General features: G+C 67.7%; 23 protein-coding genes. 5 read left to right on the top strand and 18 right to left on the bottom strand.

The annotated features are described in order from the left end of the window. Window positions 1–24 precede the first annotated feature (24 nt). The 4 genes from ACWF5H_RS15230 to ACWF5H_RS15245 all read right to left on the bottom strand — a co-directional run bounded on the left by ACWF5H_RS15230 (window position 25) and on the right by ACWF5H_RS15245 (window position 3,252). The gene (locus ACWF5H_RS15230) at window positions 25–1,077 is read right to left on the bottom strand and encodes a sulfate/molybdate ABC transporter ATP-binding protein (RefSeq protein ID WP_452037859.1); all 1,053 of its coding nucleotides are present in this window, start codon (window positions 1,075–1,077) and stop codon (window positions 25–27) included. After that, the gene (locus ACWF5H_RS15235; RefSeq protein ID WP_452037861.1) at window positions 1,074–1,934 is read right to left on the bottom strand and encodes an ABC transporter permease; all 861 of its coding nucleotides are present in this window, start codon (window positions 1,932–1,934) and stop codon (window positions 1,074–1,076) included. The genes ACWF5H_RS15230 and ACWF5H_RS15235 overlap by 4 nt, the downstream gene beginning before the upstream one ends. Window positions 1,935–2,018: 84 nt before the next feature. Then, on the bottom strand, window positions 2,019–2,846 hold the full coding sequence (gene modA, locus ACWF5H_RS15240) for a molybdate ABC transporter substrate-binding protein (RefSeq protein ID WP_452037862.1): 828 nt from the start codon (window positions 2,844–2,846) through the stop codon (window positions 2,019–2,021). A 1-nt stretch (window position 2,847) separates the two neighbouring features. After that, the gene (locus ACWF5H_RS15245) at window positions 2,848–3,252 is read right to left on the bottom strand and encodes a TOBE domain-containing protein (protein ID WP_241913168.1); all 405 of its coding nucleotides are present in this window, start codon (window positions 3,250–3,252) and stop codon (window positions 2,848–2,850) included. Window positions 3,253–3,364: 112 nt separating this feature from the next. Here ACWF5H_RS15245 and moaA point away from each other — a divergent pair, with 112 nt between their 5' ends. Next, window positions 3,365–4,465 (top strand): GTP 3',8-cyclase MoaA, encoded by a 1,101-nt coding sequence (gene moaA, locus ACWF5H_RS15250; RefSeq protein WP_452037865.1) that lies wholly within the window; start codon window positions 3,365–3,367, stop codon window positions 4,463–4,465. Beyond that, window positions 4,466–4,834, top strand: coding sequence for a MoaD/ThiS family protein (locus tag ACWF5H_RS15255; protein ID WP_452037866.1), 369 nt, complete (start codon window positions 4,466–4,468; stop codon window positions 4,832–4,834). It begins immediately after the preceding gene. A gap of 30 nt (window positions 4,835–4,864) precedes the next feature. Here ACWF5H_RS15255 and ACWF5H_RS15260 read toward each other — a convergent pair whose 3' ends face one another. From ACWF5H_RS15260 to truB, 7 genes are all read right to left on the bottom strand, one after another. Continuing rightward, the gene (locus ACWF5H_RS15260) at window positions 4,865–6,238 is read right to left on the bottom strand and encodes a M16 family metallopeptidase (RefSeq protein WP_452037868.1); all 1,374 of its coding nucleotides are present in this window, start codon (window positions 6,236–6,238) and stop codon (window positions 4,865–4,867) included. A gap of 2 nt (window positions 6,239–6,240) precedes the next feature. Further along, window positions 6,241–8,481, bottom strand: a complete 2,241-nt coding sequence (locus ACWF5H_RS15265) for a polyribonucleotide nucleotidyltransferase (protein WP_127512116.1) — start codon at window positions 8,479–8,481, stop codon at window positions 6,241–6,243. Window positions 8,482–8,793: 312 nt separating this feature from the next. Beyond that, complete coding sequence (gene rpsO / locus ACWF5H_RS15270) at window positions 8,794–9,063, bottom strand: 30S ribosomal protein S15 (protein ID WP_127511731.1); 270 nt, start codon at window positions 9,061–9,063, stop codon at window positions 8,794–8,796. A gap of 162 nt (window positions 9,064–9,225) precedes the next feature. Continuing rightward, window positions 9,226–10,263 (bottom strand): bifunctional riboflavin kinase/FAD synthetase, encoded by a 1,038-nt coding sequence (locus tag ACWF5H_RS15275; protein ID WP_452037870.1) that lies wholly within the window; start codon window positions 10,261–10,263, stop codon window positions 9,226–9,228. Next, complete coding sequence (locus tag ACWF5H_RS15280) at window positions 10,263–10,736, bottom strand: hypothetical protein (protein ID WP_452037872.1); 474 nt, start codon at window positions 10,734–10,736, stop codon at window positions 10,263–10,265. Before ACWF5H_RS15280 ends, ACWF5H_RS15275 begins: the two co-directional genes overlap by 1 nt. Continuing rightward, window positions 10,733–11,107 carry a hypothetical protein gene (locus ACWF5H_RS15285; protein WP_452037874.1) on the bottom strand — a complete coding sequence of 125 codons (375 nt, stop codon included), beginning with the start codon at window positions 11,105–11,107 and terminating at the stop codon, window positions 10,733–10,735. Before ACWF5H_RS15285 ends, ACWF5H_RS15280 begins: the two co-directional genes overlap by 4 nt. Beyond that, window positions 11,104–12,012, bottom strand: coding sequence for a tRNA pseudouridine(55) synthase TruB (gene truB / locus ACWF5H_RS15290; protein ID WP_452037876.1), 909 nt, complete (start codon window positions 12,010–12,012; stop codon window positions 11,104–11,106). Before truB ends, ACWF5H_RS15285 begins: the two co-directional genes overlap by 4 nt. 253 nt (window positions 12,013–12,265) lie before the next feature. Between truB and ACWF5H_RS15295 the strand changes: the two genes are divergently transcribed. Further along, entirely contained in the window at window positions 12,266–13,393 is a 1,128-nt protein-coding gene (locus tag ACWF5H_RS15295) for a ScyD/ScyE family protein (protein ID WP_452037877.1), read from the top strand. A gap of 81 nt (window positions 13,394–13,474) precedes the next feature. Here ACWF5H_RS15295 and rbfA read toward each other — a convergent pair whose 3' ends face one another. The 5 genes from rbfA to rimP form a co-directional block, all read right to left on the bottom strand. Then, complete coding sequence (rbfA, locus tag ACWF5H_RS15300) at window positions 13,475–13,936, bottom strand: 30S ribosome-binding factor RbfA (protein ID WP_452037879.1); 462 nt, start codon at window positions 13,934–13,936, stop codon at window positions 13,475–13,477. Between the two features lie 83 nt (window positions 13,937–14,019). Continuing rightward, window positions 14,020–16,863 (bottom strand): translation initiation factor IF-2, encoded by a 2,844-nt coding sequence (gene infB / locus ACWF5H_RS15305; protein ID WP_364652366.1) that lies wholly within the window; start codon window positions 16,861–16,863, stop codon window positions 14,020–14,022. 162 nt (window positions 16,864–17,025) lie between these two features. Then, on the bottom strand, window positions 17,026–17,385 hold the full coding sequence (locus ACWF5H_RS15310; RefSeq protein ID WP_452037881.1) for a YlxR family protein: 360 nt from the start codon (window positions 17,383–17,385) through the stop codon (window positions 17,026–17,028). Window positions 17,386–17,461: 76 nt separating this feature from the next. After that, a complete protein-coding gene (nusA, locus tag ACWF5H_RS15315; RefSeq protein ID WP_364652368.1) occupies window positions 17,462–18,445 on the bottom strand; it encodes a transcription termination factor NusA in 984 nt (327 codons plus the stop codon). Window position 18,446: 1 nt separating this feature from the next. After that, a complete protein-coding gene (rimP, locus tag ACWF5H_RS15320; RefSeq protein ID WP_452037883.1) occupies window positions 18,447–19,061 on the bottom strand; it encodes a ribosome maturation factor RimP in 615 nt (204 codons plus the stop codon). A 191-nt stretch (window positions 19,062–19,252) separates the two neighbouring features. Between rimP and ACWF5H_RS15325 the strand changes: the two genes are divergently transcribed. Then, window positions 19,253–20,245 carry a DUF4439 domain-containing protein gene (locus ACWF5H_RS15325; RefSeq protein ID WP_452037884.1) on the top strand — a complete coding sequence of 331 codons (993 nt, stop codon included), beginning with the start codon at window positions 19,253–19,255 and terminating at the stop codon, window positions 20,243–20,245. 8 nt (window positions 20,246–20,253) lie between these two features. Then, complete coding sequence (locus ACWF5H_RS15330; RefSeq protein WP_452037886.1) at window positions 20,254–21,219, top strand: aminoglycoside phosphotransferase family protein; 966 nt, start codon at window positions 20,254–20,256, stop codon at window positions 21,217–21,219. A 15-nt stretch (window positions 21,220–21,234) separates the two neighbouring features. On the opposite strand, the gene ACWF5H_RS15335 is transcribed toward ACWF5H_RS15330, so the two are convergent. Together ACWF5H_RS15335 and ACWF5H_RS15340 are read right to left on the bottom strand one after the other, a co-directional pair. After that, the gene (locus ACWF5H_RS15335; RefSeq protein WP_241913181.1) at window positions 21,235–22,035 is read right to left on the bottom strand and encodes a sulfite exporter TauE/SafE family protein; all 801 of its coding nucleotides are present in this window, start codon (window positions 22,033–22,035) and stop codon (window positions 21,235–21,237) included. Next, on the bottom strand, window positions 22,032–23,831 hold the full coding sequence (locus tag ACWF5H_RS15340; RefSeq protein ID WP_452037888.1) for a proline--tRNA ligase: 1,800 nt from the start codon (window positions 23,829–23,831) through the stop codon (window positions 22,032–22,034). The genes ACWF5H_RS15335 and ACWF5H_RS15340 overlap by 4 nt, the downstream gene beginning before the upstream one ends. Window positions 23,832–23,863: the final 32 nt, after the last annotated feature.

The following is a 23,863-nucleotide window of genomic DNA, read 5'->3' on the forward strand; positions in this document are numbered from 1 at the left end:
CGGGCGGGACTGCTCCCGTCGGCTTCACCGGGGATAGATCGATACCTCGGCAGCCTTGACCACAAAGTGCACGCGGTCCCCCGGCACCAGCGACAGATCGGACACCGCCGCCGGCGTTACCTCGGCTGCGAGCCAACCGGCCCGGACCGTGACCAGGCCGCCGTGCGGCACGAGTTCGGTCACGGTGGCGGCCATCGCGTTGCGGGGGCTGCCCGCCGGTAGATCCGTGAACAGCGCCACGGAGGCGGGGCGGAACGCGGCGGCGGCCAGGTCGCCGGGACGCAGTCCGGGCTCGGCTTCGCCGCTCCAGTGCACCCCGTCGGCGTCCGTCAACCCGGTGTTGGTGGCGGTCCCGGTGACCAGGTTGAGCCCCGTCATTCCGGCGGCGAAGGAGCTGCGCGGCCGGGCAAACACTTCGCGTACCGGTCCCTGCTCGACGATCCGGCCGCCGTCCATCACCACCACGCGGTCGGCCAGCAGCAGGGCGTCCAGCGGCTCATGGGTGACGATCACGGCCTTGCGCCCTTGCAACACCCTGCGCAGCAGCCGGCGCAATGCCGGCGCCGCGGTGATATCCAGCGCGGACATCGGCTCATCCAACAGCAGCAGCGCAGGTTCTGCGGCCAGGGCCCGGGCCACTGCCACGCGCTGCCCCTGGCCGCCGGAGAGCTCAGCCGGGCGGCGGCCCGCCAGCTCGGTGGCGTCGAGTTCGGCCAGCCAATGGCGGGCGGTCTGATCGGCCGCGGCACGGGATGCGCCCCGGCTGCGCGGGCCATAGGCAACATTGGCCTTGACGCTCAGATGCGGAAACAGCAGCGGCTCCTGCGCCAGCAGACCGACGCCGCGCGCGTGCGCGGGCACCCAGCGGTCGGCCTGCGGTTGCCCGGCGCTGAAGAGCACGTTGCCGTCCAGTTGCGCCCGGCCAAGGTCTGGGCGCAACAGGCCGGAGATCAGGCCGAGCAGCGTCGATTTGCCGGCACCGTTCGGGCCGAGCACGGCCACCGTTTCCCCGTCGGCAACGCTGAAGTCCGCCTCAAAGCCGCGGGACGGAAGCCGCGCGGTCAGTTCCAGGCTCACCGGACCCCCACAGCCGGCGCCCAACCGGACCTGCGGTGCACCAGCGTGACCACCACGACGGCGACCACCACCAGCACCAGCGACAGCGCCACGGCGGCATCGGCATCGGTTTCGCGCTGCAGGTAGATCTCCAGCGGCAGCGTGCGGGTGACGCCCTGCAGGCTGCCGGCGAACGTCAGGGTGGCACCAAATTCGCCGAGGCACCGGGCGAAGGACAAGACCGCCCCGGAGAGCAGGCCTGGCAGCACCAGCGGCAGCGTGACGGTCCGCAGGACGCGGGACGGCCGCGCGCCCAGCGTCGCCGCGGCGGCTTCATACCGGGTTCCCGCGGTGCGCAGCGCGCCCTCGAGGCTCAGCACCAGGAACGGCAGCGCCACGAACGTTTGCGCCAGCACCACGGCGGTGGTGGAAAAGGCAATCTCGAGTCCGAACACCTCAAACGTACTGCCCAGCAGCCCGCGCCGCCCGAAGGTGTACAGCAGGGCCAGTCCGCCGACCACCGGCGGCAGGACCAACGGCAACAGCACCAGCGATCGGAGCACCTGCTGGCCCGGAAAGCGGCTGCGGGCCAGCACCAGCGCCATCGGGACACCCAGCACAATGCACAACGCCGTGCTGGCGGTGGCCGTCCGCAGGCTCAGGCCGAGCGCGGCCAGCGACGCCTCGGAGGTGACCAACTGGGGAAACTCCTGCCAATTCACGCGGGAGGCCATCCCGGCCAGCGGCAGCAGGACGAAGATGGCGCCTGCTGCAGCCAGCGGATAGATCCAAAACGGCACCGGCGCGCGCACCGCTGTCGCCGTGTCCGGCACCGTGGTCACCGGTTTCCGCACCGCCGTCGTTGTATCCATGGTCATTGCCTAGTCCTTTGCTGATCCGCCGTGGTTCCCGGCTCCGGCGTCAAGCCTTCGTTTGGGGCGCGGCGTTTTTCGCGTGAGTGGTCACGGCGTTCCGAAGCCGTAGTCGGCCAGCGCCTGCCGCCCGTCCGGTCCGGTCACGAGCGCCACGAAATCCTCGGCGGCGTCCGGATTGGTGCTCTCCGCCAGCCGCGCAATCGGGTAGTCATTGACGGCGGCACCGGCTTCGGCGAAGTCGATGCCCTCGACCTCGCCCTGAGCGTTCTTCACATCGGTCACGTAGACCAGGCCTGCGTCGGCTTCGCCCGACACCACCTTGCCCAGCACATCGGTGACGGATGATTCCTCGCTCACCGCGGGGATCTCGATGCCGGCTTCCCGGGACACCTTTTGCGTGGCCGCGCCGCACGGCACCTGCGGGGCGCAGATCACGGTCTTGATCTGCTGGTCTGCCAGGTCGGCCAGCGATGTGATCCCGTGTGGATTCCCGTCCGGCACAACGATCTGCAGCACATTAGTGGCGAACGTGACCGGCTCTCCGGCCGCCATGCCGGGCGCCGTGACCTTGTCCATGTTTTCCGGGTTGGCCGAGGCGAACACGTCTGCCGGGGCTCCGGAGAGAATCTGGGCGGCCAGATCGGAGGAGCCGGCGAAGTTCAGCCGGATGGCCACCTCCGGGTGCTCGTGCTCGAACTCGGCGGCCAGATCCGTCAGCACACCGCTGAGCGAGGCAGCAGCGAAGACATTCAGCTCACCGGAGCGCGCTGATCCCGTTGCGGGTGCCTCCCGCGGCCCCTGCTCCGCCGCCGAGCAGGCCGTGGAGGCCAGCAGGGCCGCACCCAGCAACGCGGCCAACAGGCGGCGTCGCGCAGTCCGCTTCACTGCGCTGTTCCGGGGTGCAGCGTGACCCATGTCAGTCCTTCGCCAGCGGCGTCTCGACCGTCACCATCGTGGCCTTCACGACGGCCACGGCAACGGAACCGGGCTCGATGCCCAGCTCGCGGACGGCCTCGGCACTCATGAGGGAGACCACCCGGTGCGGGCCGCACTGCATCTCCACCTGCGCCATGACCGTGTCCTGCAGGACCTCCGTCACGATGCCCACGAAACGGTTGCGGGCCGAACTGCCGATTCCGGTGGGGTCCTGCGGCAGGGCCGATTGCTCCCGGGCCAGGGCGGCCAACTGCGCGCCGTCCACCGTTGCCCGGCCGGAGGCGTCCTTGTGCTTGGTCAAGGTGCCGGCGTCGAGCCAGCGCCGGACCGTATCGTCGCTGACGCCCATGAAACGCGCGGCGTCAGCGATGCGTATTTGCGTCATAAAGGCGAGTCTAGTTCCTCAAATGCGGACGGCGGTTGGTTGCCGAACCGCAAGCCTTCCCGACAGGCGGACGGGCCCTGCAGCCACGGGCTTCCTCGCGTACCCTCGTGGTATGAGCGTTGACTTGGGCATGCCGCAGGTTCCCGGCACCGCCGCGGCTGCGGCACCGGCACGTCCCGCGGACGCGGGCCCGTCACTGGTGGACCGTTTCGACCGGGTGGCCACTGACCTGCGGATCTCGCTGACTGACAAGTGCAACCTCCGCTGCACCTATTGCATGCCGGCCGAAGGCCTCGACTGGCTGTCCAAGGACCAGGTCCTCCGCGACGAGGAAGTGGTCCGGCTGGTGCGGATCGCCGTCGAGCGACTGGGCGTGCGCGAGCTGCGCCTGACCGGCGGCGAACCGCTGGTCCGCGCCGGGCTGGTGGATATCGTCGCCGCGATCAGGAGAAACCACCCGGATCTGCCGGTATCGCTGACGACCAATGCCCTGGGGCTGGAGAAGAAAGCCGCCGCGCTGAAGGCGGCCGGCCTGACCCGGATCAATGTTTCGCTGGACTCGCTGCACCCGGAGACGTTCGCCCAACTGACCCGGCGCCCTTTCCTGGACCGGGTGCTCGCCGGAATCGAGGCAGCGGACGCCGCCGGCTTGGGACTGGTGAAGATCAACGCGGTACTGATGCGGGGCATCAACGATGCCGAGGCTCCCGCACTGCTGGACTGGGCGGTGGAGCGCGGCTACGAGCTGCGGTTCATCGAGCAGATGCCGCTTGACGCCGACCACGGCTGGACCCGGCAGAACATGCTGGCGGCGGCCGAGATCCGGGCCCTGCTGGAACCGGATTTCCTGCTCTCGCCGGATCCGCGCGAACGCGACGGGGCACCGGCCCAGCGGTGGGAAGTACGACGGCGGCGCTTCCCCGACGTCGTCGCCGGCACCGTGGGGATCATTGCCTCGGTGACGGAGCCGTTCTGCGCCGATTGCCGGCGCACCAGGGTCACCGCCGAGGGCAAGGTGCGTTCCTGCCTGTTCTCGCACGAGGAAACGGACCTGCTGGCCCTGCTGCGCAGCGATGCGGGCGACGAGGCCGTGGCGGAACACTGGCGGGGCGCAATGTGGGCCAAACCTCGGGCCCACGGTATGGACCATGCGGGTCTGGGCGGCGCGGACTACGTCCAGCCGGACCGGACCATGAGTGCGATAGGCGGCTAAATGATCATCCGGTATTTCGGCGCGGCCCAGGCCGCGGCGGGCATCGAAGAGGAAACCCTGGAGCTGCCCGACGGCACCACCCTCGACGCGCTGCTGCGCGAGGTTGTGGCACGCCACGCTCCGGTGGAGAGCCGGGACCGGGTGCCGGCGGCCATCGGCTCCGGAGCCGGAGCCGGAGCCGGAGGGGCTGGCCGAGGTGCGGCGCCCACGGCGTCGTCGGTTGCGCCTGGCCGGTCGTCGGCCCCGTCGATGGAGTCCGTGATCGCCCGCAGCAGCTTCCTGCGCAACGAAGTGGCCTGCAAGGACCGGCAGGCGCCGCTGAAGGCAACGGACCTGATCGACATTTTGCCGCCATTTGCCGGCGGCTAGCGGGCAGCGACACGGACCGCGCCGCCCCGCCTATTTGCCGAAGTCTGCCGCAGAGTCGAACGGCCCGACGACGGTGACGACGCGGGGTGCCGCTGCCAATTCGGCGGCGAGCTCCCGGACCTGGTCAACCGTGACCGCCTTGATCCGCGCGAGCGACTCGTCGATATCCAGGAACTCCCCGGACACCAGCTCGGCGCGGCCCAGCCGGGACATCCTGGAGCCGCTGTCTTCCAGCGCCATCACAATGCCTCCGGACAGCTGTCCGACGGCGCGGCGCAGCTCGTCCGCGGTAATGCCGTCTGCCGCAAGCCGGTCCAGTTCGGCACCGAGCAGATCGATGACCTGGCCGGTCTTGGCCGGTGAACACCCGGCATACATCCCGAAGTAGCCGGCGTCGGCGTACGCGCCGGAGAAGGAATAGGTGGCGTAGGCCAGCCCGCGCTTCTCCCGGATCTCCTGGAACAACCGGGAGGACATGCCGCCGCCCAGCACCGCGTTCAACACGCTCATGACGAAGCGGCGTTCATCGGTGGCGTTGATGGATGGGCAGCCCATCACGATGTTCGCCTGTTCCACCGGACGGCGGTGCACAGAGGTGCCGGCGACCGGGGCCACCGCCGCGGCGGCCGTCTGACGGCGAGGCACCGGCACTGCGCCGGCCTCAAGATGCCAGCCGGCAGATTCCAACGCGGCGAGCACCAGGGTGCATACCGTGTCGTGGTCCAGGCCGCCGGCGGCGGTCACCACCAGCTCGTCGGGCCGGTAGTAGCGCTGGTAATGGGACCAGACCGAGTCGCGGGCCACGGCCTTGATCGCCTCGGGCGTGCCGCCGATAGGCCGGCCCAGCGGATGCCCGCCGAGCACTGCCTCAACGAATTTTTCGTGGCATACATCCGCGGGATCGTCATTGTCCATGGCGATCTCTTCGAGGATGACTCCGCGTTCCTGCTCGAGTTCCTGCGGGTCCAGGACCGCCGACGTGATCATGTCGGCGATGACGTCAATGGCCATCGGCAGGTCGGAATCGAGGACCCGGGCGTAATAGCAGGTACTTTCCTTGGCCGTGGCCGCATTCGATTCGCCGCCGACTTCGTCGAAGGCGGAAGCGATGTCCAGTGCGGTGCGGCGTTGGGTGCCCTTGAAGAGCAGGTGCTCCAGAAAGTGGGTCGAGCCGTGTTGGCCCGCGGCTTCATCCCGCGAGCCAACACCAACCCAGAAGCCAATCGTCGCCGACCGCTGGCCGGGCATGGCTTCGGTCAGGACCCGCACTCCCCCGGGCAGCACCGAGCGGCGCACAATGGCACCGCCCGGTTCGCCGTGGATCAGCGTGGGGTCCGACCCGCCGAGCTCGGTGGCATCGGCATGCTGCATGCTGCCGACCAGCGGCAGGGCGACGACGGTCATCTTTACTCGGCCGAGGCCTCTTCGGCTACAGCTTCTTCAGCGGCAGCCTCGTCAGCGACCACCGGAGCCAGCGACAGCTTGCCCCGGTCGTCGATCTTGGTGATCTCGACCTGGACCTTCTGGCCCACCGACACCACGTCGTCGACGTTGTCCACACGCTTGCCACCGGCCAGCTTGCGCAGCTCGGAGATGTGCAGCAGCCCGTCCTTGCCCGGGGTCAGCGACACGAAGGCACCGAAGGTGGTGGTCTTCACGACCGTGCCCAGGTACCGCTCGCCCACCTCGGGGATCTGCGGGTTGGCAATCGCGTTCACTGCCGCGCGGGCTGCTTCGGCCGCCGTACCGTCGGTGGCGCCGATCAGCACCGTGCCGTCATCTTCGATGGAGATGTCCGCGCCGGTGTCCTCCTGAATCTGGTTGATCATCTTGCCCTTGGGGCCGATGACCTCGCCGATCTTGTCAACCGGAATCTTGACCGAGATGATCCGCGGGGCGAATTCGCTCATTTCGTCCGGCTGGTCGATCGCGGCGTTGATCACGCCGAGGATGTGCAGCCGGGCCTCGCGGGCCTGCTTCAGCGCGGCGGCCAGCACCGAGGCCGGGATTCCGTCGAGCTTGGTGTCCAGCTGGATGGCAGTGACGAACTCCGAGGTACCTGCGACCTTGAAGTCCATGTCGCCGAACGCATCTTCGGCGCCCAGGATGTCAGTCAGCGCGGCGTAGCGGGTCTCGCCGTCCACCTGGTCGGAGACCAGGCCCATGGCGATGCCGGCCACCGGAGCCTTCAGCGGCACACCGGCGTTGAGCATGGACAGCGTGGAGGCGCAGACCGAGCCCATCGAGGTGGAGCCGTTGGAGCTGAGGGCTTCCGAGACCTGGCGGATGGCGTACGGGAACTCTTCACGCGACGGCAGCACCGGCACGAGTGCCCGCTCGGCCAGCGCGCCGTGGCCGATTTCGCGGCGCTTGGGCGAGCCCACCCGGCCGGTCTCACCGGTCGAGTACGGCGGGAAGTTGTAGTTGTGCATGTAGCGCTTGCGGGTAACCGGCGAGAGCGAATCGATCTGCTGTTCCATCTTCAGCATGTTCAGCGTGGTGACGCCCAGGATCTGGGTTTCGCCGCGCTCGAAGATGGCCGAACCGTGGACGCGGGGCAGGACTTCCACTTCAGCGGTGAGCTTGCGGATATCGCTGAGGCCGCGGCCGTCGATGCGGACCTGGTCCGTCAGGATGCGCTGGCGCACTACCTTCTTGGTTACCGAGTTGAAGGCTGCGGAGATTTCCTTCTCCCGGCCGGCGAACTCGGCGGTTTCGGTGCCGGCGAGCTGGGCCACAACCTCGGCCTTGAAGGCGTCGGCGGCGTCGTTGCGCTCCTGCTTGTCGGCGATCGAGAAGATCTCGGTCAGCTTGGCAGCGGCGGCGGACTCGACGGCGGCGAAGGCGTCGTCCTCGTAGTCCCGGAAGATCGGGAACTCGACGGTGGGCTTGGCGGCCCGTGCGGCCAGGTCAGCCTGTGCGTCGCAGAGCGCGCGGATGAACGGCTTGGCCGCTTCCAGGCCCTCGGCCACAACCTCTTCGGTGGGGGCGGTGGCGCCCTCTTCCTTGATCAGGTTCCAGGCGTTGTCGGTTGCCTCGGCCTCGACCATCATGATCGCGACGTCGTCACCGGCAATGCGGCCGGCCACCACCATGCTGAACACGGCGCGTTCCAGCTCGGAGTGCTTCGGGAAGGCTACCCACTGGCCGTCCACCAGTGCCACGCGGACACCGCCGATCGGACCGGAGAAAGGCAGGCCGGAGAGCTGGGTGGACATGGACGAGGCGTTGATTGCCACCACGTCGTAGAGCACGTCCGGGTTGATCGCCAGCACGGTGACCACGATCTGGACCTCGTTGCGCAGCCCCTTGACGAAGGCCGGACGCAGCGGACGGTCCATCAGGCGGCAGGCCAGGATAGCTTCCGTGGACGGACGGCCTTCGCGGCGGAAGAACGAGCCCGGGATGCGGCCGGCGGCGTACATGCGCTCTTCCACATCGACGGTCAGCGGGAAGAAGTCGAAGCCTTCGCGCGGGGACTTGCCCGCCGTCGTGGCTGAGAGCAGGGCGGTGTCTTCGTCGATGTAGACCATCGCCGAGCCGGCTGCCTGCTGGGCAACGCGGCCGGTTTCGAACCGGATCACGCGCTGGCCGAAGCGGCCGTTATCAATGACCGCTTCTGAGAACTGAATTTCGGGACCCTCCAAGAGAGTCACCTCCGTTTCTTCGAGTGTGCGGAGGCTGCCGGTATCTGCCCAGAGAAGCAGGCCGCTTCTCGGCCAGCCTGCCTGTACGCCACCCGGTCTTCGATCGAGACCTACGGGCCGTCCAAAGGGGCGTCCCGGAAGCCACTACCGAGGACCGCGAATGCCGCGATACCGGAAGTCTCCAGTTGATGTAGTTATCGCCCGGCGGTTTCCCGCCGGCCGTCTCCTGCCGCGCCCGAAAGGGCGAGGTAGGAAAAAGGCGGCTCTTCTGTTCCCTGTTTCGATGAACGGAAGAGCCGCCTCCTTCGCCGACTAGCGGCGCAGGCCGAGGCGCTCGATGAGCGTACGGTAGCGCGTGATGTCGGTTTCACGCAGGTAGGTGAGCATACGACGGCGCCGGCCGACCAGGGCCATCAGGCCGCGGCGGGTGTGGTGGTCGTGCTTGTGCATCTTCAGGTGTTCGGTCAGGTCGGAGATGCGACGGGACAGAACAGCAATCTGTACCTCGGGGGAACCCGTGTCGCCCTCGTGCGTGGCGTATTCCTTGATGATTTCCTGCTTGAGCGCGGCGTCTAATGCCACAATAACTCCTAGAAGTTGTGCCGTGAGGCCCGAGTCAGCGCTTCGCTGCCGGGGGCTCCGTACTGTCAGCCGGCAGCCAAAGACTGCCGGAAGCCGAGCACAGAGGGATACAGCCGCCACGGACCGCAGCCGAATCCACCGGCAAGTTTACCTGTTGCGGACTCAGTCTGTCGAAAGCAGGCTGCGGGTGCGTGCCACATCGTCGTGCATTTGGGCGATCAACGCCTCGGGGCCGGTGTAGGCCACCATGCCGCGCAGCCGCTGCACGAACTCGACCACTACCTGCTGGCCGTAGAGATCGAAGTCATCGGTGCTCTCCTGCGGCCGGTCGATGACGTGCGCCTCGACCCGGCGGCTGGCCCCTTCGAAGGTGGGGTTTGAGCCCACCGAGATGGCGGCGGGCCATCTGGTACCGCGCTGGTCCACCAGCCAGCCGGCGTACACGCCGTCGGCCGGGATCAGTCCGGATGAATGCTTGGACAGGTTAGCGGTGGGAAAGCCGAGTTCGCGGCCGCGGGCGTCGCCGTGCACCACTTCGCCGCGCATCCGGTGGGTCCGCCCGAGCACTTCGGCCGCCATGGCCACGTCACCGGCCGCCAGCGCCTCGCGCACCCAGGACGAGGAGCAGCGCCGGCTGCCGTCGGCGCCGCCGTCTGCATCGGCTTCGGCTTCGTATTCGTCGACGACCTCGACGGCGAAGCCGAACTGGCGCCCGAGTTCCTGCATGGTGGTCACATCGCCCGCGTTGTTCTTGCCGAAGCGGGTGTCGTGTCCGATCACGACGGCCGTTGCGCCAAGGGTCTCCACGAAGACGTTGCGGACGAACTGCTCGGGTGTTTCGCCAGCCAGCTCCAGCGTGTAGGTCATCATCAGGAGCCCATCCAGTCCGCTGGCCGCCAGGGCCTCAACCCTGTCTTCCAGGCCCATGATCAGCTGCGGGGCTGCGTCCGGCCGGTGCACTTGGGAGGGATGTGGATCGAAGGAAATGGCCACGGCCTGCGCCTCGCGGGCGGCAGCCGTCTCGACCAGGCGGCGCAGCACCTGCTGGTGGCCGCGGTGCACGCCGTCGAAGTTGCCCAGCGTCACCACTGATGGACCAAAGCCACGGGGTACGTCGGCCAGGTCTTTCCAGTAGTGCACAGTGAACTCCTCGTTGATTGGGCCTTGAGCGGTTGCGGCCCCGCGCCGGGCCCCTTCCATTATGGACGATCTTCCGACGGCTTCTGCCCGGCGGCCGGCCGGTGCCGCCAGAGCCACCAGAGGCCGACCACCGGAAGCACCAGCGGAACGTAACCGTAGCCTTGGCCGAAGCCGGACCACACAGTGTCCTGCGGAAGCAGTTCCGGGTCCAGCAGGCTGAGGAGTCCAATGGCGACGACGCCGAGGAGTTCGATGCCCACGGCGGCCACGGACAGCCAGTAGGAGCGGATTCCGGACTTGGCCAGCGTAATAGTGGCCAGGATGTAGACGACGGCGGCGAAGGCGGACAGCATGTAGGCCACCGGCGCTTCGTTGAACTTGGTGGCGATCTGGTAGCCAGCCCGTGCGGTGGCGGAAAGGGCGAAGACGCCGTAGACCGCCACGAGCAGGCGGCCGAAACCGGTGGCCCGGCGGGCTACCTCGTGCGTGTCCTGGGCCCGCTGGGCTGGCTGTTGTTCCCGGCCGGTTTTCATGCGGCGATTGCTCCGTCCCAAATCTGTTCCATTCTTACCAGCATCACGAAGACGGTCACGGCGGCGGCGCCCAGTACCAGGTTGCTCCACCGGCTGCGGTCGGTGATTGACCACCAGAAGGCCGCCACCGGCACCAGCAGCGCGGTGATCAGATAGCCCCAGAACTCCCAGGTCTCCCCGGCAACGGCTTCTCCGGACACCTGCCGGACGATGCCGGCTACGGCGTAGACCAGCAGAAACAGCTCCACGGCGGCCAGCGAGAGAATCGTAATGTCATTCGGCCCGTGTTTCAGGATGGCCGCGACCACGCAAATGATCGCAGCAAGCAGCGTGATCACCGCGCCCGCGATGAAGAATCCGTCGACGATCATTTGTCTGCCGCCTCGTTTCCCGGTGCGAACACCAGCAGCGGCTTGGCCTGCGAATCGGTGTCTTCCAGCAGTGCCACCAGTGACCCGTCCGGGGCGAACGCCGCGGTGGCACCCGCTTCTCCCCCAGCCGGAATCCGCCGGCCGTGGGAGACATCGTCGGCTTCCGCGGCACTGAGTTCCCGGGCGGGGAACAACACTCTGGCGGCCTCATCCAGAGCCGTCAGCTGCAGGTTTTCGGCCAGTTGTTCCAGCGTAGCCGCGTCTTCGATCCGGAACGGCCCCACCCGGGTCCGGCGCAGCGCGGTCAAGTGCCCGCCCACACCCAGCCCCTGCCCCAGATCGCGGGCCAAGGCGCGGATGTAAGTCCCGGACGAACATTCAACGGTCACGTCCACGTCCTGCACCTTGCCGCCGCGCTCCCGTCGGATGCCGTGGACCTCAAATCGGTGGATGGTGACCGGCCGGGCGGGCAACGACACCTCCTGGCCGGACCGGACGCGCGCATAGGACCGCTGGCCGTTGACCTTGATGGCCGAGACGCTGCTCGGCACCTGCTGGATGTCGCCGGTCAGCGCGGCAACGCCTTCGCGTATTTGTTGTTCCGTGACGGCCGCGGCGATGGTTTCCGCCGTGACATCGCCCTCGGCGTCGTCAGTCACCGTCGACTGGCCCAGGCGGATGGTCGCGTCGTAGGTCTTAGTGGCACCGACAATGTAGGTCAGCAGCCGGGTTGCCTTGTTGACCCCTATCACCAGGACGCCGGTGGCCATCGGGTCCAGGGTGCCGGCGTGGCCGACTTTTCGGGTTCCGGCCAGCCTGCGCATGCGGCCAACCACATCGTGGCTGGTCCACCCCTGCGGCTTGTCAACAAGTATCAGTCCGGAGCGGAGCAGGCCAGAAGTCACGCCTTTCAGTATATGGCGTCCCGGGTGCGGGTCCGTTCCCCGGCTTAAAGCATGCATCGTTGACAGCCCCTGCGGGCACTACTAGCTTGAGCTCACTGCGTGCCGCACTCGGCCTGAGGGGAACGTCAGCAGGGGGAATGTCAACGGGCTGGGCACAGTCGCCTTTTCGGCATCACTTGCGCTTACCTCCAGTCATTCCATCGATCTGCGAGACCATTTGAGGTGCTTCGCGGCTTCTTTCAGGAGCTCATCCGTGAAAAGACACAAACTCTATCTTGCCCTGCCCTTGGTGCTTGGCTTATCGCTCGGCGCCGGCTTGGCACCGGCATCATCCGCCGACCGAAACAGTACTAAGCCGCCGGTGACCAGCACGTTTGCCGACGGCCTGCTTTCCCCGCTGAGCATTGCCGCCGGGCGGCAGGGGCTCTTCGTCACCCAGAATTTCGCCGGGCTGTTGAACAAGGTTCGGTCCCAAGGCGATCCCAAGATGTTGTACAGTTCCGGCGGCCCGGAAGTGGGGGCCGTCTCCCTGTATAAGGACACCGCCTACTTTTCCGAAGGCACCGGCGCCGGCGGGATGGACGGGCTGCCGAACGTGCAGTGGATCAAGTCGCTGGACAACCACCGCGAGGCCACGCCGAGGAAGATCGCGGATGTGGCCGTCTATGAGGCCAAGCGGAATCCGGACGGCCGGGTCACCTACGGTTTCCGCGACGTGCGGGACCAACAGTGTCTGGACCGGGTTCCCGCTGGGATCCCGGCCAAGTACAAGGGGCAGGTGGACTCCCATGCCTACGCAACCGCCGCCGATAAGCGCAGCGTCTACGTGGCCGACGCCGGCGCCAACGCGATCCTGAAGGTGGACAAGCGCAGCAAGCGGGTCAGCACCGTGGCGGTGCTGCCGGCGGCCTCCTTCCGGGTCACCGCCGTGCTGGCCGCGGGCATGGGCCTGCCGGACTGCGTGGTGGGCGAGAGGTATTACCTGGAGCCGGTGCCCACCGATGTGGAGTTCGGCAAGCACGGCTGGTTGTATGTCACCTCGTTGCCGGGCGGCCCGGAAGACGGCAGCCTCGGTGCGCTGGGCCGGGTCTTCAAGGTTCATTCGGGGACCGGCAAGGTCGTGCAATTGGCCAGCGGCTTCTCCGGCGCCACGAACCTGGCCGTCAGTTCACGCGGTGACATCTATGTGGCCGAGATGTTCGGCAACAAGATCTCCGTGGTGAAGAAGGGGTATCACAAGGCGCGGACGTTCCTTGAGACCACCACCCCCGGTGCGCTGGAGATTCATGACAACCGGCTCTACGCCACGACGCATGCGTTGCCGGACTTCAGCGGGCAGACCCCGCCCTCCGGCAAGCTGATCAAGATCAGGCTGCGCTGACGCCAGGGGAAATCGGTAGATCAAACAACGGTGGGCCACCCGCGCAGGGCAGGTGGCCCACCGTCGTCGTGCAGTGGATGGTTACTCCGGACGCGGCCCGCTGCCGGATTCGTCGTCGTCCTCGTCACCGGGCTTGCGGTACGGGTCTTCACCGCCGGCGAAGGCGGCTCCTTCGGCCATCGCAGCGACCTCGGCATCCTTCGCCTTCGCGGTCCGCAGCAGCTCCTCCAGATGGCTGGCGTTCACCGGGATTTCGTCCGGGACGAATTCCAGGGTGGGTGTCAGCCGGGCGGTGATGTTCCGGCCCACTTCCGCCCGCAGGACGCCCTTGGCGGATTCAAGCGCCTTGCGGGTGCCGTCCTGCTCTTCGTCCGTGCCGAAGACCGTGTAGTAGACGGTGGCATGCTGCAGGTCGTTGGTCACCCGGGCGTCGGTGATGGTCACAAACCCGAGTCGTGGATCCTTGACCCGGCGCTCGAGCGCCTGAGCCACTACTACCTTGATCCGGTCGGCCATTTTGGCTGCGCGTGCTGGGTCTGCCATGACCCCTCCTCAATTCTCGTGATGATGGCGGCACAACGGGCGCCCGGCGGCGATGCCACCAGACGCCCGCTGCAAGCCGGCTGCTAGACGCGCGGCTTTTCGCGCATTTCGAAGGTCTCGATGATGTCGCCTTCCTTGAGGTCGTTGAACGACCCAAGTCCGATACCACATTCGAATCCTTCGCGGACCTCAGTCGCGTCGTCCTTGAACCGCTTGAGCGAGTCGACGGTGAGGTTGTCACCGATGACCTTGCCGTCGCGGGTGACCCGTGCCTTGGAGTTACGGCGGATCGTGCCCGAGCGGACGATGGAGCCGGCGATGTTTCCGAACTTGGAGGAACGGAAGATCTCGCGGATCTCGGCGGTGCCGAGCTGTGCCTCTTCGTACTCCGGCTTGAGCATGCCCTTGAGCGCCAGCTCAATGTCATCGATGGCCGCGTAGATGACCGAGTAGAAGCGCATGTCCACGCCTTCGCGCTCGGCCAGTTCCGCCACCCGCTCGGCAGGCTTGACGTTGAAGCCGATGATGATGGCGTTGTCCACCGTGGCCAGGTTGACGTCGTTCTGAGTGATCGCGCCGACGCCGCGGTGGATAACCCGCAGCTGGACATCCTCGCCCACATCGATCTTGAGCAGCGAGTCTTCCAGTGCCTCCACGGCACCGGACACGTCGCCCTTGAGGATGAGGTTGAGGGTATCGACCTTGCCCTCCGCCACAGCCTTGTCGAAGTCTTCCAGGCTGATGCGCTTGCGGCGCTTGGCCAGCGCGGCGTTGCGGTCCGCGGCTTCACGCTTCTCGGCAATCTGGCGGGCGGTGCGCTCGTCGTCGGTCACCAAGAAGGTGTCGCCGGCACGGGGCACCGTGGACAGGCCCAGTACCTGGACCGGACGCGACGGCTCGGCCTCGGTGACCGATGCGCCGTCCTCGTCGAACATGGCGCGCACACGGCCATGGGCGCTGCCGGCGACGATCGCGTCGCCCACCTGCAGCGTGCCGGACTGGACCAGCACGGTTGCCACCGCGCCGCGGCCCTTGTCCAGGTTCGCTTCGATCGCGATACCGCGGGCGTCCTTGTTCGGGTTGGCCCGCAGGTCCAGAGCGGCATCCGCGGTCAGCAGCACGGCCGAGAGCAGGTCGTCGATGTGCAGGCTCTCGCGGGCCGACACGTCAACGAACATGGTGTCGCCACCGTATTCCTCCGGAACCAAGCCGTACTCGGTCAGCTGGCCACGGATCTTCTCCGGGTTGGCGCCGTCCTTGTCGATCTTGTTCACCGCGACGACGATCGGCACGCCGGCCGCCTGCGCGTGGTTCAGGGCTTCAACGGTCTGCGGCATGACGCCGTCGTCCGCTGCCACCACCAGGATGGCGATGTCGGTGACCTTCGCGCCGCGGGCACGCATGGCGGTGAACGCCTCGTGGCCCGGGGTGTCGATGAAGGTGATCTTGCGATCACGGTCGTCGTGCTGGAAGTCGATCTGGTAGGCACCGATGTGCTGGGTGATGCCGCCGTGCTCGCCTTCACCCACCTGGGTGTTGCGGATGGCGTCCAGCAGGCGGGTCTTACCGTGGTCGACGTGGCCCATGACCGTAACAACGGCCGGGCGCTTCTCCAGGTCGTCTTCACCCTCGGCCTCAAGCTCTGCGTCAAGGTCGATGTCGAACGAGTCAAGCAGCTCGCGCTCCTCGTCCTCCGGGGAGACAACCTGGATCTTGTAGCCCAGTTCGACGCCCAGCAGTTCGAAGGTGTCTTCGTCCAGGGACTGCGTGGCCGTGGCCATTTCGCCCAGGTGGAACAGCACGGTGACCAGCGCTGCCGGGTTCGCCTCGATCTTGTCGGCGAAATCGGTGATGGAGGAGCCGCGGCGCAACCGGACAACGGTGTTGCCGTCGCCGCGGGGTACCGAGACACCGCCCAGCGACGGTGCGCTCATCTGCTCCAGTTCCTGGCGCTTGGCGCGCTTCGACTTGCGCTGCTTGCCTCGCCCGGCGCCTCCCTTGCCGAAGGCACCCTGGGTACCGCCGCGACCGCGGCCTCCCTTGCCGAAGCCGCCGCCGGCCGGCGCTCCACCGGCACCGGGACGGCCCGGGGCCCCACCGGCACCCGGACGGCCGGGAGCACCACCGCGGCCGGCCGGGGCCGGGCGCTCGGTGCGGTTAGGCATCATGCCGGGAGTCGGACGGGCACCACCGGGTCCACCACCGGGACGCGGAGCACCCGGACGGGGTGCACCCGGACGCGGTGCGCCCGGACGAGGTGCGGCACCGCCGGGACGGGGTGCAGCCGGACGCGGACCGCCTTGGCCGGCAGCAGGACGCGGCCCACCCGGACGCGGCATGCCCTGCGAGGTTGCAAACGGGTTGTTGCCCGGGCGCGGTGCGCGCTCGGCATCGCGGTCGCCGCCACGGCCGCCGCGGGGCATGCCCTGCGACGTGGCAAACGGGTTGTTGCCCGGACGCGGACCGCCTGGGCGCGGGGCACCGGGACGGGCAGGTGCGGGGCCGCCGGGACGCGGAGCCGCAGACGCGGGCTTGGCTGCCGGAGCTTCGGCGGGCGCCGAAGCTTCAGCCGCTGCGGGAGCAGGAGCTGCCGGTGCCGGCTTGGCTGCTTCAGCTGCCGGAGCCGGGGCGGGTGCCGCCGGAGCCGACGCCGCAGGAGCAGCCGGAGTCGGCGCTGCCGCCGGGGCTTCCGGTGCTGCCTTCGCAGCCGGCTTAGCGCCGGGCTTGGGTGCTGCCTTGGGGGCGGCTGCCGGCTCGCTCTTCGGAGCGGCAGCGGGGAAGGCGTCGCGAAGCTTCTTCACGACGGGTGCCTCAATGGTGGATGAGGCGGAACGGACGAATTCGCCCAGTTCCTGCAGTTTGGATACTGCGTCTTTCGAGGTAATACCGAGCTCTTTTGCCAGCTCGTGTACGCGGACCTTGGCCACATTTCTCCTGTCTCGGTCCGCACGAGGCAGGGCTGCCGGGCACGAACCGTCTAATTCTTGCTGCGGCTTTCAGCAGAATCGGCTGAAATACCGCGGGCGGAGCACAATGAAGTACTCATCACTTGGCACTCATCGGGTTTCCATCAGTTTTCTGACCCGCTTTCAGGTTGGACGGTTGGGGTGACGAGGGCCGGCCGTGGTGGCGGCCTCGTCGTGAGCACGGAGCTGATCTACAACGGCACTGCTGTCGACATTGGCCCGGAAGGCCCTGCCGAAGGCACGCCGCTTGACTGCCAGCTCCACACATTCCGGTTCGCGGTGCATCCAGGCACCGCGTCCGGGCCTGCGGCGGACAGGATCGAGGACAACGGTGGCAACGCCACCGATTTCCTCGACTGCCAACCGCAACAGAACGGCCTGGTCTTCCCGGCGCCGGCAGCCTATGCAGGTCCGCTTCGGCGGCGCGGCGGCCTCGTGGGCACGCGCCTGCATGGGTTTATGACTGTCGGGAAACCCGGCCATGGATATTCTACCGCTTCCAGTGCCCGGCCAACGAACCGGGCGTGTTTCAGGCGCGTGGCCTGGTTTGTCTTGGCCTCTACCGCCGCTGTTCAGCGGTGGCAGCGTCCGACACGATGTCGATCCGCCAGCCAGTCAGTTTAGCGGCAAGCCGGGCGTTCTGCCCTTCCTTGCCGATCGCCAGCGAGAGCTGGTAATCCGGCACCACTACGCGGGCCGATCGGCTCTCGGCATCCGTGATGGTCACGGAGCTGACACGCGACGGCGACAGCGCGCTGGCGATGAACGTCGCGGGATCCTCGCTGAAGTCGACAATGTCGATTTTTTCGTCGTGCAGCTCGGTCATCACGGCGCGCACGCGGGAACCCATTTCGCCGATGCAGGCACCCTTGGCATTCAGCCCGGGCACATTGGCCTTGACGGCGATCTTGGTCCGGTGTCCGGCCTCGCGGGCGAGAGCAACGATCTCCACGCTCTTGTCAGCGATCTCGGGAACTTCAAGTTCGAAGAGCTTGCGCACCAACCCGGGGTGCGAGCGGGAGAGCGTGATCGACGGGCCCTTCATGCCGCGGTGCACATCCACCACGTAGGCCCGCAGCCGGGTGCCGTGCAGGTAGCTCTCCCCCGGCACCTGCTCGGGCGGCGGCAGCAATGCTTCCACTGTGCCCAGATCCACCTGGACCATATGCGGGTTGTGGCCCTGCTGGATCAAACCGGAGACCAGCTCGCCCTCCTTGCCGCGGAAAACGCCCAGCACGTTGTCGTCCTCGGCGTCGCGCAGGCGCTGCAGGATGATCTGGCGCGCTGTGCTCGCGGCGATCCGGCCGAACCCGCTGGGCGTGTCGTCGAACTCGCCGACCACGGTGCCGTCGTCGTCCACCTCTGCCGCCCAAATGGTGACGTGCCCGCTCTTCCGGTCCAGCTCGGCTCGGGCCCGCTCGATCGAGCCCGGGGACTTGTGGTACGCCACCAGCAGTGCCTGTTCGATCGTGGGGATCAGCAGGTCCAGCGGAATTTCGCGTTCGCGCTCAAGCAGCCGCAGGGCGCTCATATCGATATCCATCTCAGGCCTCCTCCTCGTTCGCCGGCTCGCCGTTGGCCTCGGCCGCCACTTCTTCGTCCAACCGTGCAAACTCCACTTCCACCTTGCCGGAGCGGATGTTCGCAAACTCCACCTGGACCGGTTCGCCGGGGCGGGGCTTCATGCCCTTTTTCGGCGCTTCTTCCGGCCGCAGGGTCACACCGTCGCCGCCAACCTCCAGCAGGCGGCCCGTCAGGTCGTCACCGGACACCAGCTTGACCTTGACCAGCCGGCCCACGTTACGGCGCCAATGGCGTGGCTGGGTCAGCGGCCGGCTGAGGCCCGGCGATGAGACCTCCAGGCTGTAGGGCCGGCCGTCATCCTGCGGGTCCTCGTCCAGGGTCTTGGAGAGAGTCTGCGAAACTTCCGCGATAGCGTCCAGCCCGACGCCGCCGGTCTGATCCTCAGGCAGGTCAACGATGACGTGAATGGTCCGGAGAGCTCCGGCAACCCGGATCTCCACGTCCTCGAGGAACAATCCGTGGGATGCCACGGCCTGTTCCAGCAGCTCTTTCAGGCGTGCGGCCTCTGCGAACGTGTCGGCACCGGATTTCCCTCCGGTAGTGGGCACGCCGCCGTGATTGCGCCGCTGGGCCATGCTGTCTCCCTGTTCTGGTGAGTCTGACTTCTAGACTAGCGACTTTACCGCGACTGGTGCCCTCCCATGCACCAGCGGCCGCCCCCGGCCGTGCAGCGGACACCAAACCCGTGACATCATCGTCAGTTGTGGGATCTACTTCAAGGCGCCGGGACGGCGGAGCAACCACGCCATCCCGGGGATGGTGGCGGGTGCCGCTGCTGGTGCTCACCGCGGCGATCGTGCTCAGCACCGGCACCGTGGTGGCGAGCATCACCGCTTCCACGCCGCCGCCGAGCACCACGGAGCAGGCGCGCTTGGACGCGCTGGCCGGACTTGAGGGCCTGGCGGCCGCCTTTGCGGAGCACGACGGCGACGACTCCCCCACCGCTGCCCTGCTCCAGAGCCAAGCCGACCTGCTGACGCTGACCACGTCCTGGCCCTCGGGTTCCCCGGCAGCCGGGGGCGTCGGGGATCCTACTGCCGCAGCCGCAGACTCCGGCGCACCGTCGGCGACGCAGCAGCCCGGAGCCGAAGACTTGGCCGAACTGGCCGGGGGTCTGCTGGCCGACGCCCGGGAGGCAGATCCTGGACTCGCCCGGCTGCTCGCGTCGATCGGTTCCGCCCTCTACGCCCAGGCGCAGACGATGCCCGGCGGAACCGACGTGGCCCAACCGTGGGAGGATCCGGAAATACCGCTGGAGCCGGCCGGTTGTCCCGCGGCGGCCCCGGAAGATGACGCTAGCGGGAAGGAAACGCGATGGCCTCCGCCGACGTCGGCGGAGGCCATCGCCGCCGTCGTACTCAGCCAGGAACGCCTGGTCTACGCCTACGAAACGGCGTTGCCCCGCCTCGACGGAGCGGAGCGTACGGCTGCCGCCGCCCGGCTGGCGGCCCATACCGGGTCGGCGGAACACTGGCGATCGCTGGCGGCGGCGGAGTGCCTTGACCTGCCGTTGCCCGAACCGGTCTACGCCCTGGGCAGCGAGTTCGCCAGCGACCCGCTTCCGGCACTTCGAGATGCGGAGGACGCCGCCCTCGCCCCACTGGCCGATCTGGTCTCGCTCAGCGACGGGGCGGTCCGGGAACACGCGGTCGCCGGACTCGCCGAGGCCACCACGGACCTGGCGGAATCAACCGGCGAGGTGCCGCCGGCTCCGGGCTTGGACGACGAGTTGCTGGCTGCCCCTTCCGCCGCCCCGTGAACGCCGACGTGGAATTACCCCCTGGACTGCGCCGCAGCGCGGCTGGTTCCGCCGCTGGCCGGGCGTGGCTGCGGGGTTTCAACGACCTCCATGCCGGGGCCATGCTGGACTGGAACCTGCGGGCGGCGCCCGGCGGCCCGTGGTTCGGCCAGACTGCGGCGGTCTTTCCCGTGCTGGCGCCCGATGGTTCTTCCGCTGTCCTGAAGCTGACTTTTCCGCATCCAGAGGCCGACGGCGAAGCCCGGGCACTCAGGCTCTGGGACGGCCGCGGGGCGGTCCGGCTGCTGGCCGAACGCGGCGCCTTCGTGCTGTTGTTGGAACGACTCGATGCCGGCCGACCGCTCTCCACCATCGCGCTGGACGACACCTCCGGCATCTGGGGCGGACTGGTCCGTCAGCTGCAGTTGCCTCCAGCGACCAGCCCGGCAGGCGGTTTCGAGATGGTGTCGGCCCTGGCGGAAGAATGGACGGACACGCTCCCGGCCCGCTGGCTGGAGCTGGGCAAGCCGTTCCCGACCTGGCTGATGGAGTGTGCCCTGCAAGTTTGCCAAATCCGTGGCAGCGTTGGCCGGCGCGAGGACCGCGATGTGCTCCTGCACAGCGACCTGCATTATGGGAACATCCTGGCCCGCCTCGACTCCCCGGCAGGTTTTGCCGCCATTGATCCCAAGCCACTGATCGGCGAACCCGAGTTCGCCGTCGCGCCGATGCTCTGGAACCGGATCGCCGATTTACCGGCAGTCGACGCCGGACGCCATCTTCGACGCCGGTGCGTGGAGCTGGCTGAGGCGGCCGGACTGGAACCGGACACCGCCCGCGAATGGGCCGTGGCGCGCGAAGTGGATAATGCCCTGGACTACCTGCAGCAGGGTGCGACCGGTGACGCCGTGCGGTCACTCTGGGTCGCCTCCACGCTGGCCGGCAGCACCTTACCGGATCTTCCGGCCGCGCACGCCTTGCCGGCACCGGCCTGAGCCGGCCGCCGCCGCTTACCGGCCGAGCACGTTCTCCTGCAGCACGTCGTAGCCAAGCTTGAGGATCAATGCGGCGACGACGAACAAGAAGACCACCCGGATGAACTTGCTGCCCTGGGTGACGGCCATCCGGGCGCCAACATAGCCGCCGGCCATGTTGACCAAGCCCAGCACCAGTCCGAGTCCCCACAGCAGTGCGCCGCTGGGCAGGAAAAACGCCAGGGCGCCGAGGTTGGTCGCCATGTTGACGATCTTGGCCTTGGCGCTGGAGGCCAGGAAGTTGTAGCCGAGCACCGCCACCATCGCGATGATCAGGAAGGAGCCGGTGCCGGGCCCGATCAGTCCGTCGTAGAACCCGATGACCAGGCCGATTCCCGCGGCAGCACCCAGGTGCCGGACGCCCTTGTACCGCAGCTGCGTCAAGGTCCCGGCCGTCGGTCGCAGCGCAGTGAAGACTGCCACCGCAATCAGCGCCAGCACGATGATCGGCTTGAAGACCTCGGCCGGTAGGACGGTGGCCACGATGGCGCCGCCGAAACTGCCCACCAGCGCTACGCCGGCCATCGGAAGGGCGGTTTTCAGGTCGGGATGCGCCCTGCGGTAATAAGTCACCGCGCTGGTGGTGGTGCCGAAGATGGACCCCATTTTGTTGGTGGCCAGCGCCTGGACGGGGCTGATTCCGGGGACCAGCAGCAGGACCGGCAGCTGGATCAGGCCGCCGCCTCCCACCACGGCGTCCACCCAGCCCGCAGCAAAGCCACCCACCACCACGAGGGCGAGGGTGGCCAGCTGCAGTTCTTCGAGTCCGGAAGTCACTTCCCGGCGAGGGCGGCCAAATGAGTTGCCGCCATGCCCACCGGAACGTTTTCGGCCTGGCCGGTGGCCCGGTCCTTCACTTCGACGACGCCGTCGGCCAGGCCCCGGCCGACCACCACGATGGTGGGCACTCCGATCAGTTCGGCGTCGGAGAACTTCACGCCCGGGGACACCTTGGGCCGGTCGTCGTAGATGACCTCGACGCCGGCGTCCGAGAGCTCTTCGGCCAGTTTGTTGGCTGCCTCGAAGATGTCCTCGCCCTTACCGGTGGCCACGATATGCACATGCGCCGGGGCCACGTTGCGGGGCCAGACCAGGCCCTTGTCGTCGTGGTTAGCCTCGGCCAGGGCCGCCACTGCGCGGGTGACACCGACGCCGTAGGAACCCATCGTGACCGTGGCCAGCTTGCCGTTGCGATCCAGCACCTGCAGCCCCAGCGCCTCGGCGTACTTGCGGCCGAGCTGGAAGATGTGGCCCATTTCGATACCGCGCGCCGCCTCCAGCGGACCGGAACCGTCCGGGGCCGGATCTCCTTCACGCACCTCGACGGACTCGATGATGCCGTCCCAGCCGAAGTCGCGGCCGGCGACCAGCCCGAACACGTGCTTGCCGTCTTCATTCGCGCCGGTGATCCAGCGTGACCCCGAGACCACCCGGGGATCCACCAGGTACAGCAGCCCGGTGACGGACTCGGTTCCCAGCACCGCAGCGTCCAGGCTGTTGCCCGGACCGATGTAGCCCTTGACCAAGCCGGGGTGCTGCTTCAGATCGTCCTCAGAGGCAGGCTCGACCTCGACTTCGCCGCCCATCGGCAGGAAGGCGCCGATGTTCGCCTCGACGCGCTTGAGATCGACGGCGCGGTCGCCGGGAACTCCGATGACCACGATGGTCCGCTCGCCGGTGGGCAGTTTGACCGCAAGTACCACGTTTTTCAACGTGTCCGCGGCAGTCCAGTCCCCCTCCGCGCGCGGAGCCAGCTGGTTGGCCGAAGCCACCAGTGTCTCGATGGTCGGCGTTTCCGGAGTGTCCATGACCTCGGCGGCCGGCGCGTCGGCGTAATCGATCGGCTCCGGCGCCACGGTGGCGACGGCCTCCACGTTCGCTGCATAGCCGCCCGGGGAACGGACGAAGGTGTCCTCGCCCACCACGGTGGGATGCAGGAACTCCTCGCTCTTTGACCCTCCCATGGCGCCTGACGTGGCCTTGACGGTCACGACTTCCAGGCCCAGCCGGTCAAAGATCCTCAGGTAGGCGCGGCGGTGCGCGTCGTAGCTGATGTCCAGGCCCTCGTCGTCGATATCGAACGAATAGGAGTCCTTCATGATGAACTCGCGGCCGCGCAGCAGGCCGGCGCGCGGGCGGGCCTCGTCGCGGTACTTGTTCTGGATTTGGTACAGGGTGACGGGCAGGTCCTTGTACGAGGAGTACAAGTCCTTGACCAACAAGGTGAACATTTCCTCGTGCGTGGGGGCCAGCAGGTAGTCGGCGCCCTTGCGGTCCTGCAGGCGGAACAGTCCCTCACCGTATTCGGTCCAGCGGTTGGTTGCTTCGTACGGTTCGCGCGGCAGCAGCGCCGGGAAGTGCACCTCCTGGGCGCCGATGGCGTTCATTTCCTCGCGGACGACCGCCTCCACCTTGGCCAGCACCTTCAGTCCCAGCGGCAGCCAGGAGTAGATGCCGGGGGCAGCACGGCGGATGTAACCGGCGCGCACCAGCAGCTTGTGGCTGGCCACCTCGGCGTCGACCGGGTCATCGCGCAGGGTGCGCAGGAACAAGCTGGACAGGCGAAGAACCACTGCAAGAATCCGTTTCTCAAGGCTTGGGCCAG

The sequence above is a fragment of the Arthrobacter sp. NPDC055138 genome (genome assembly GCF_053607305.1).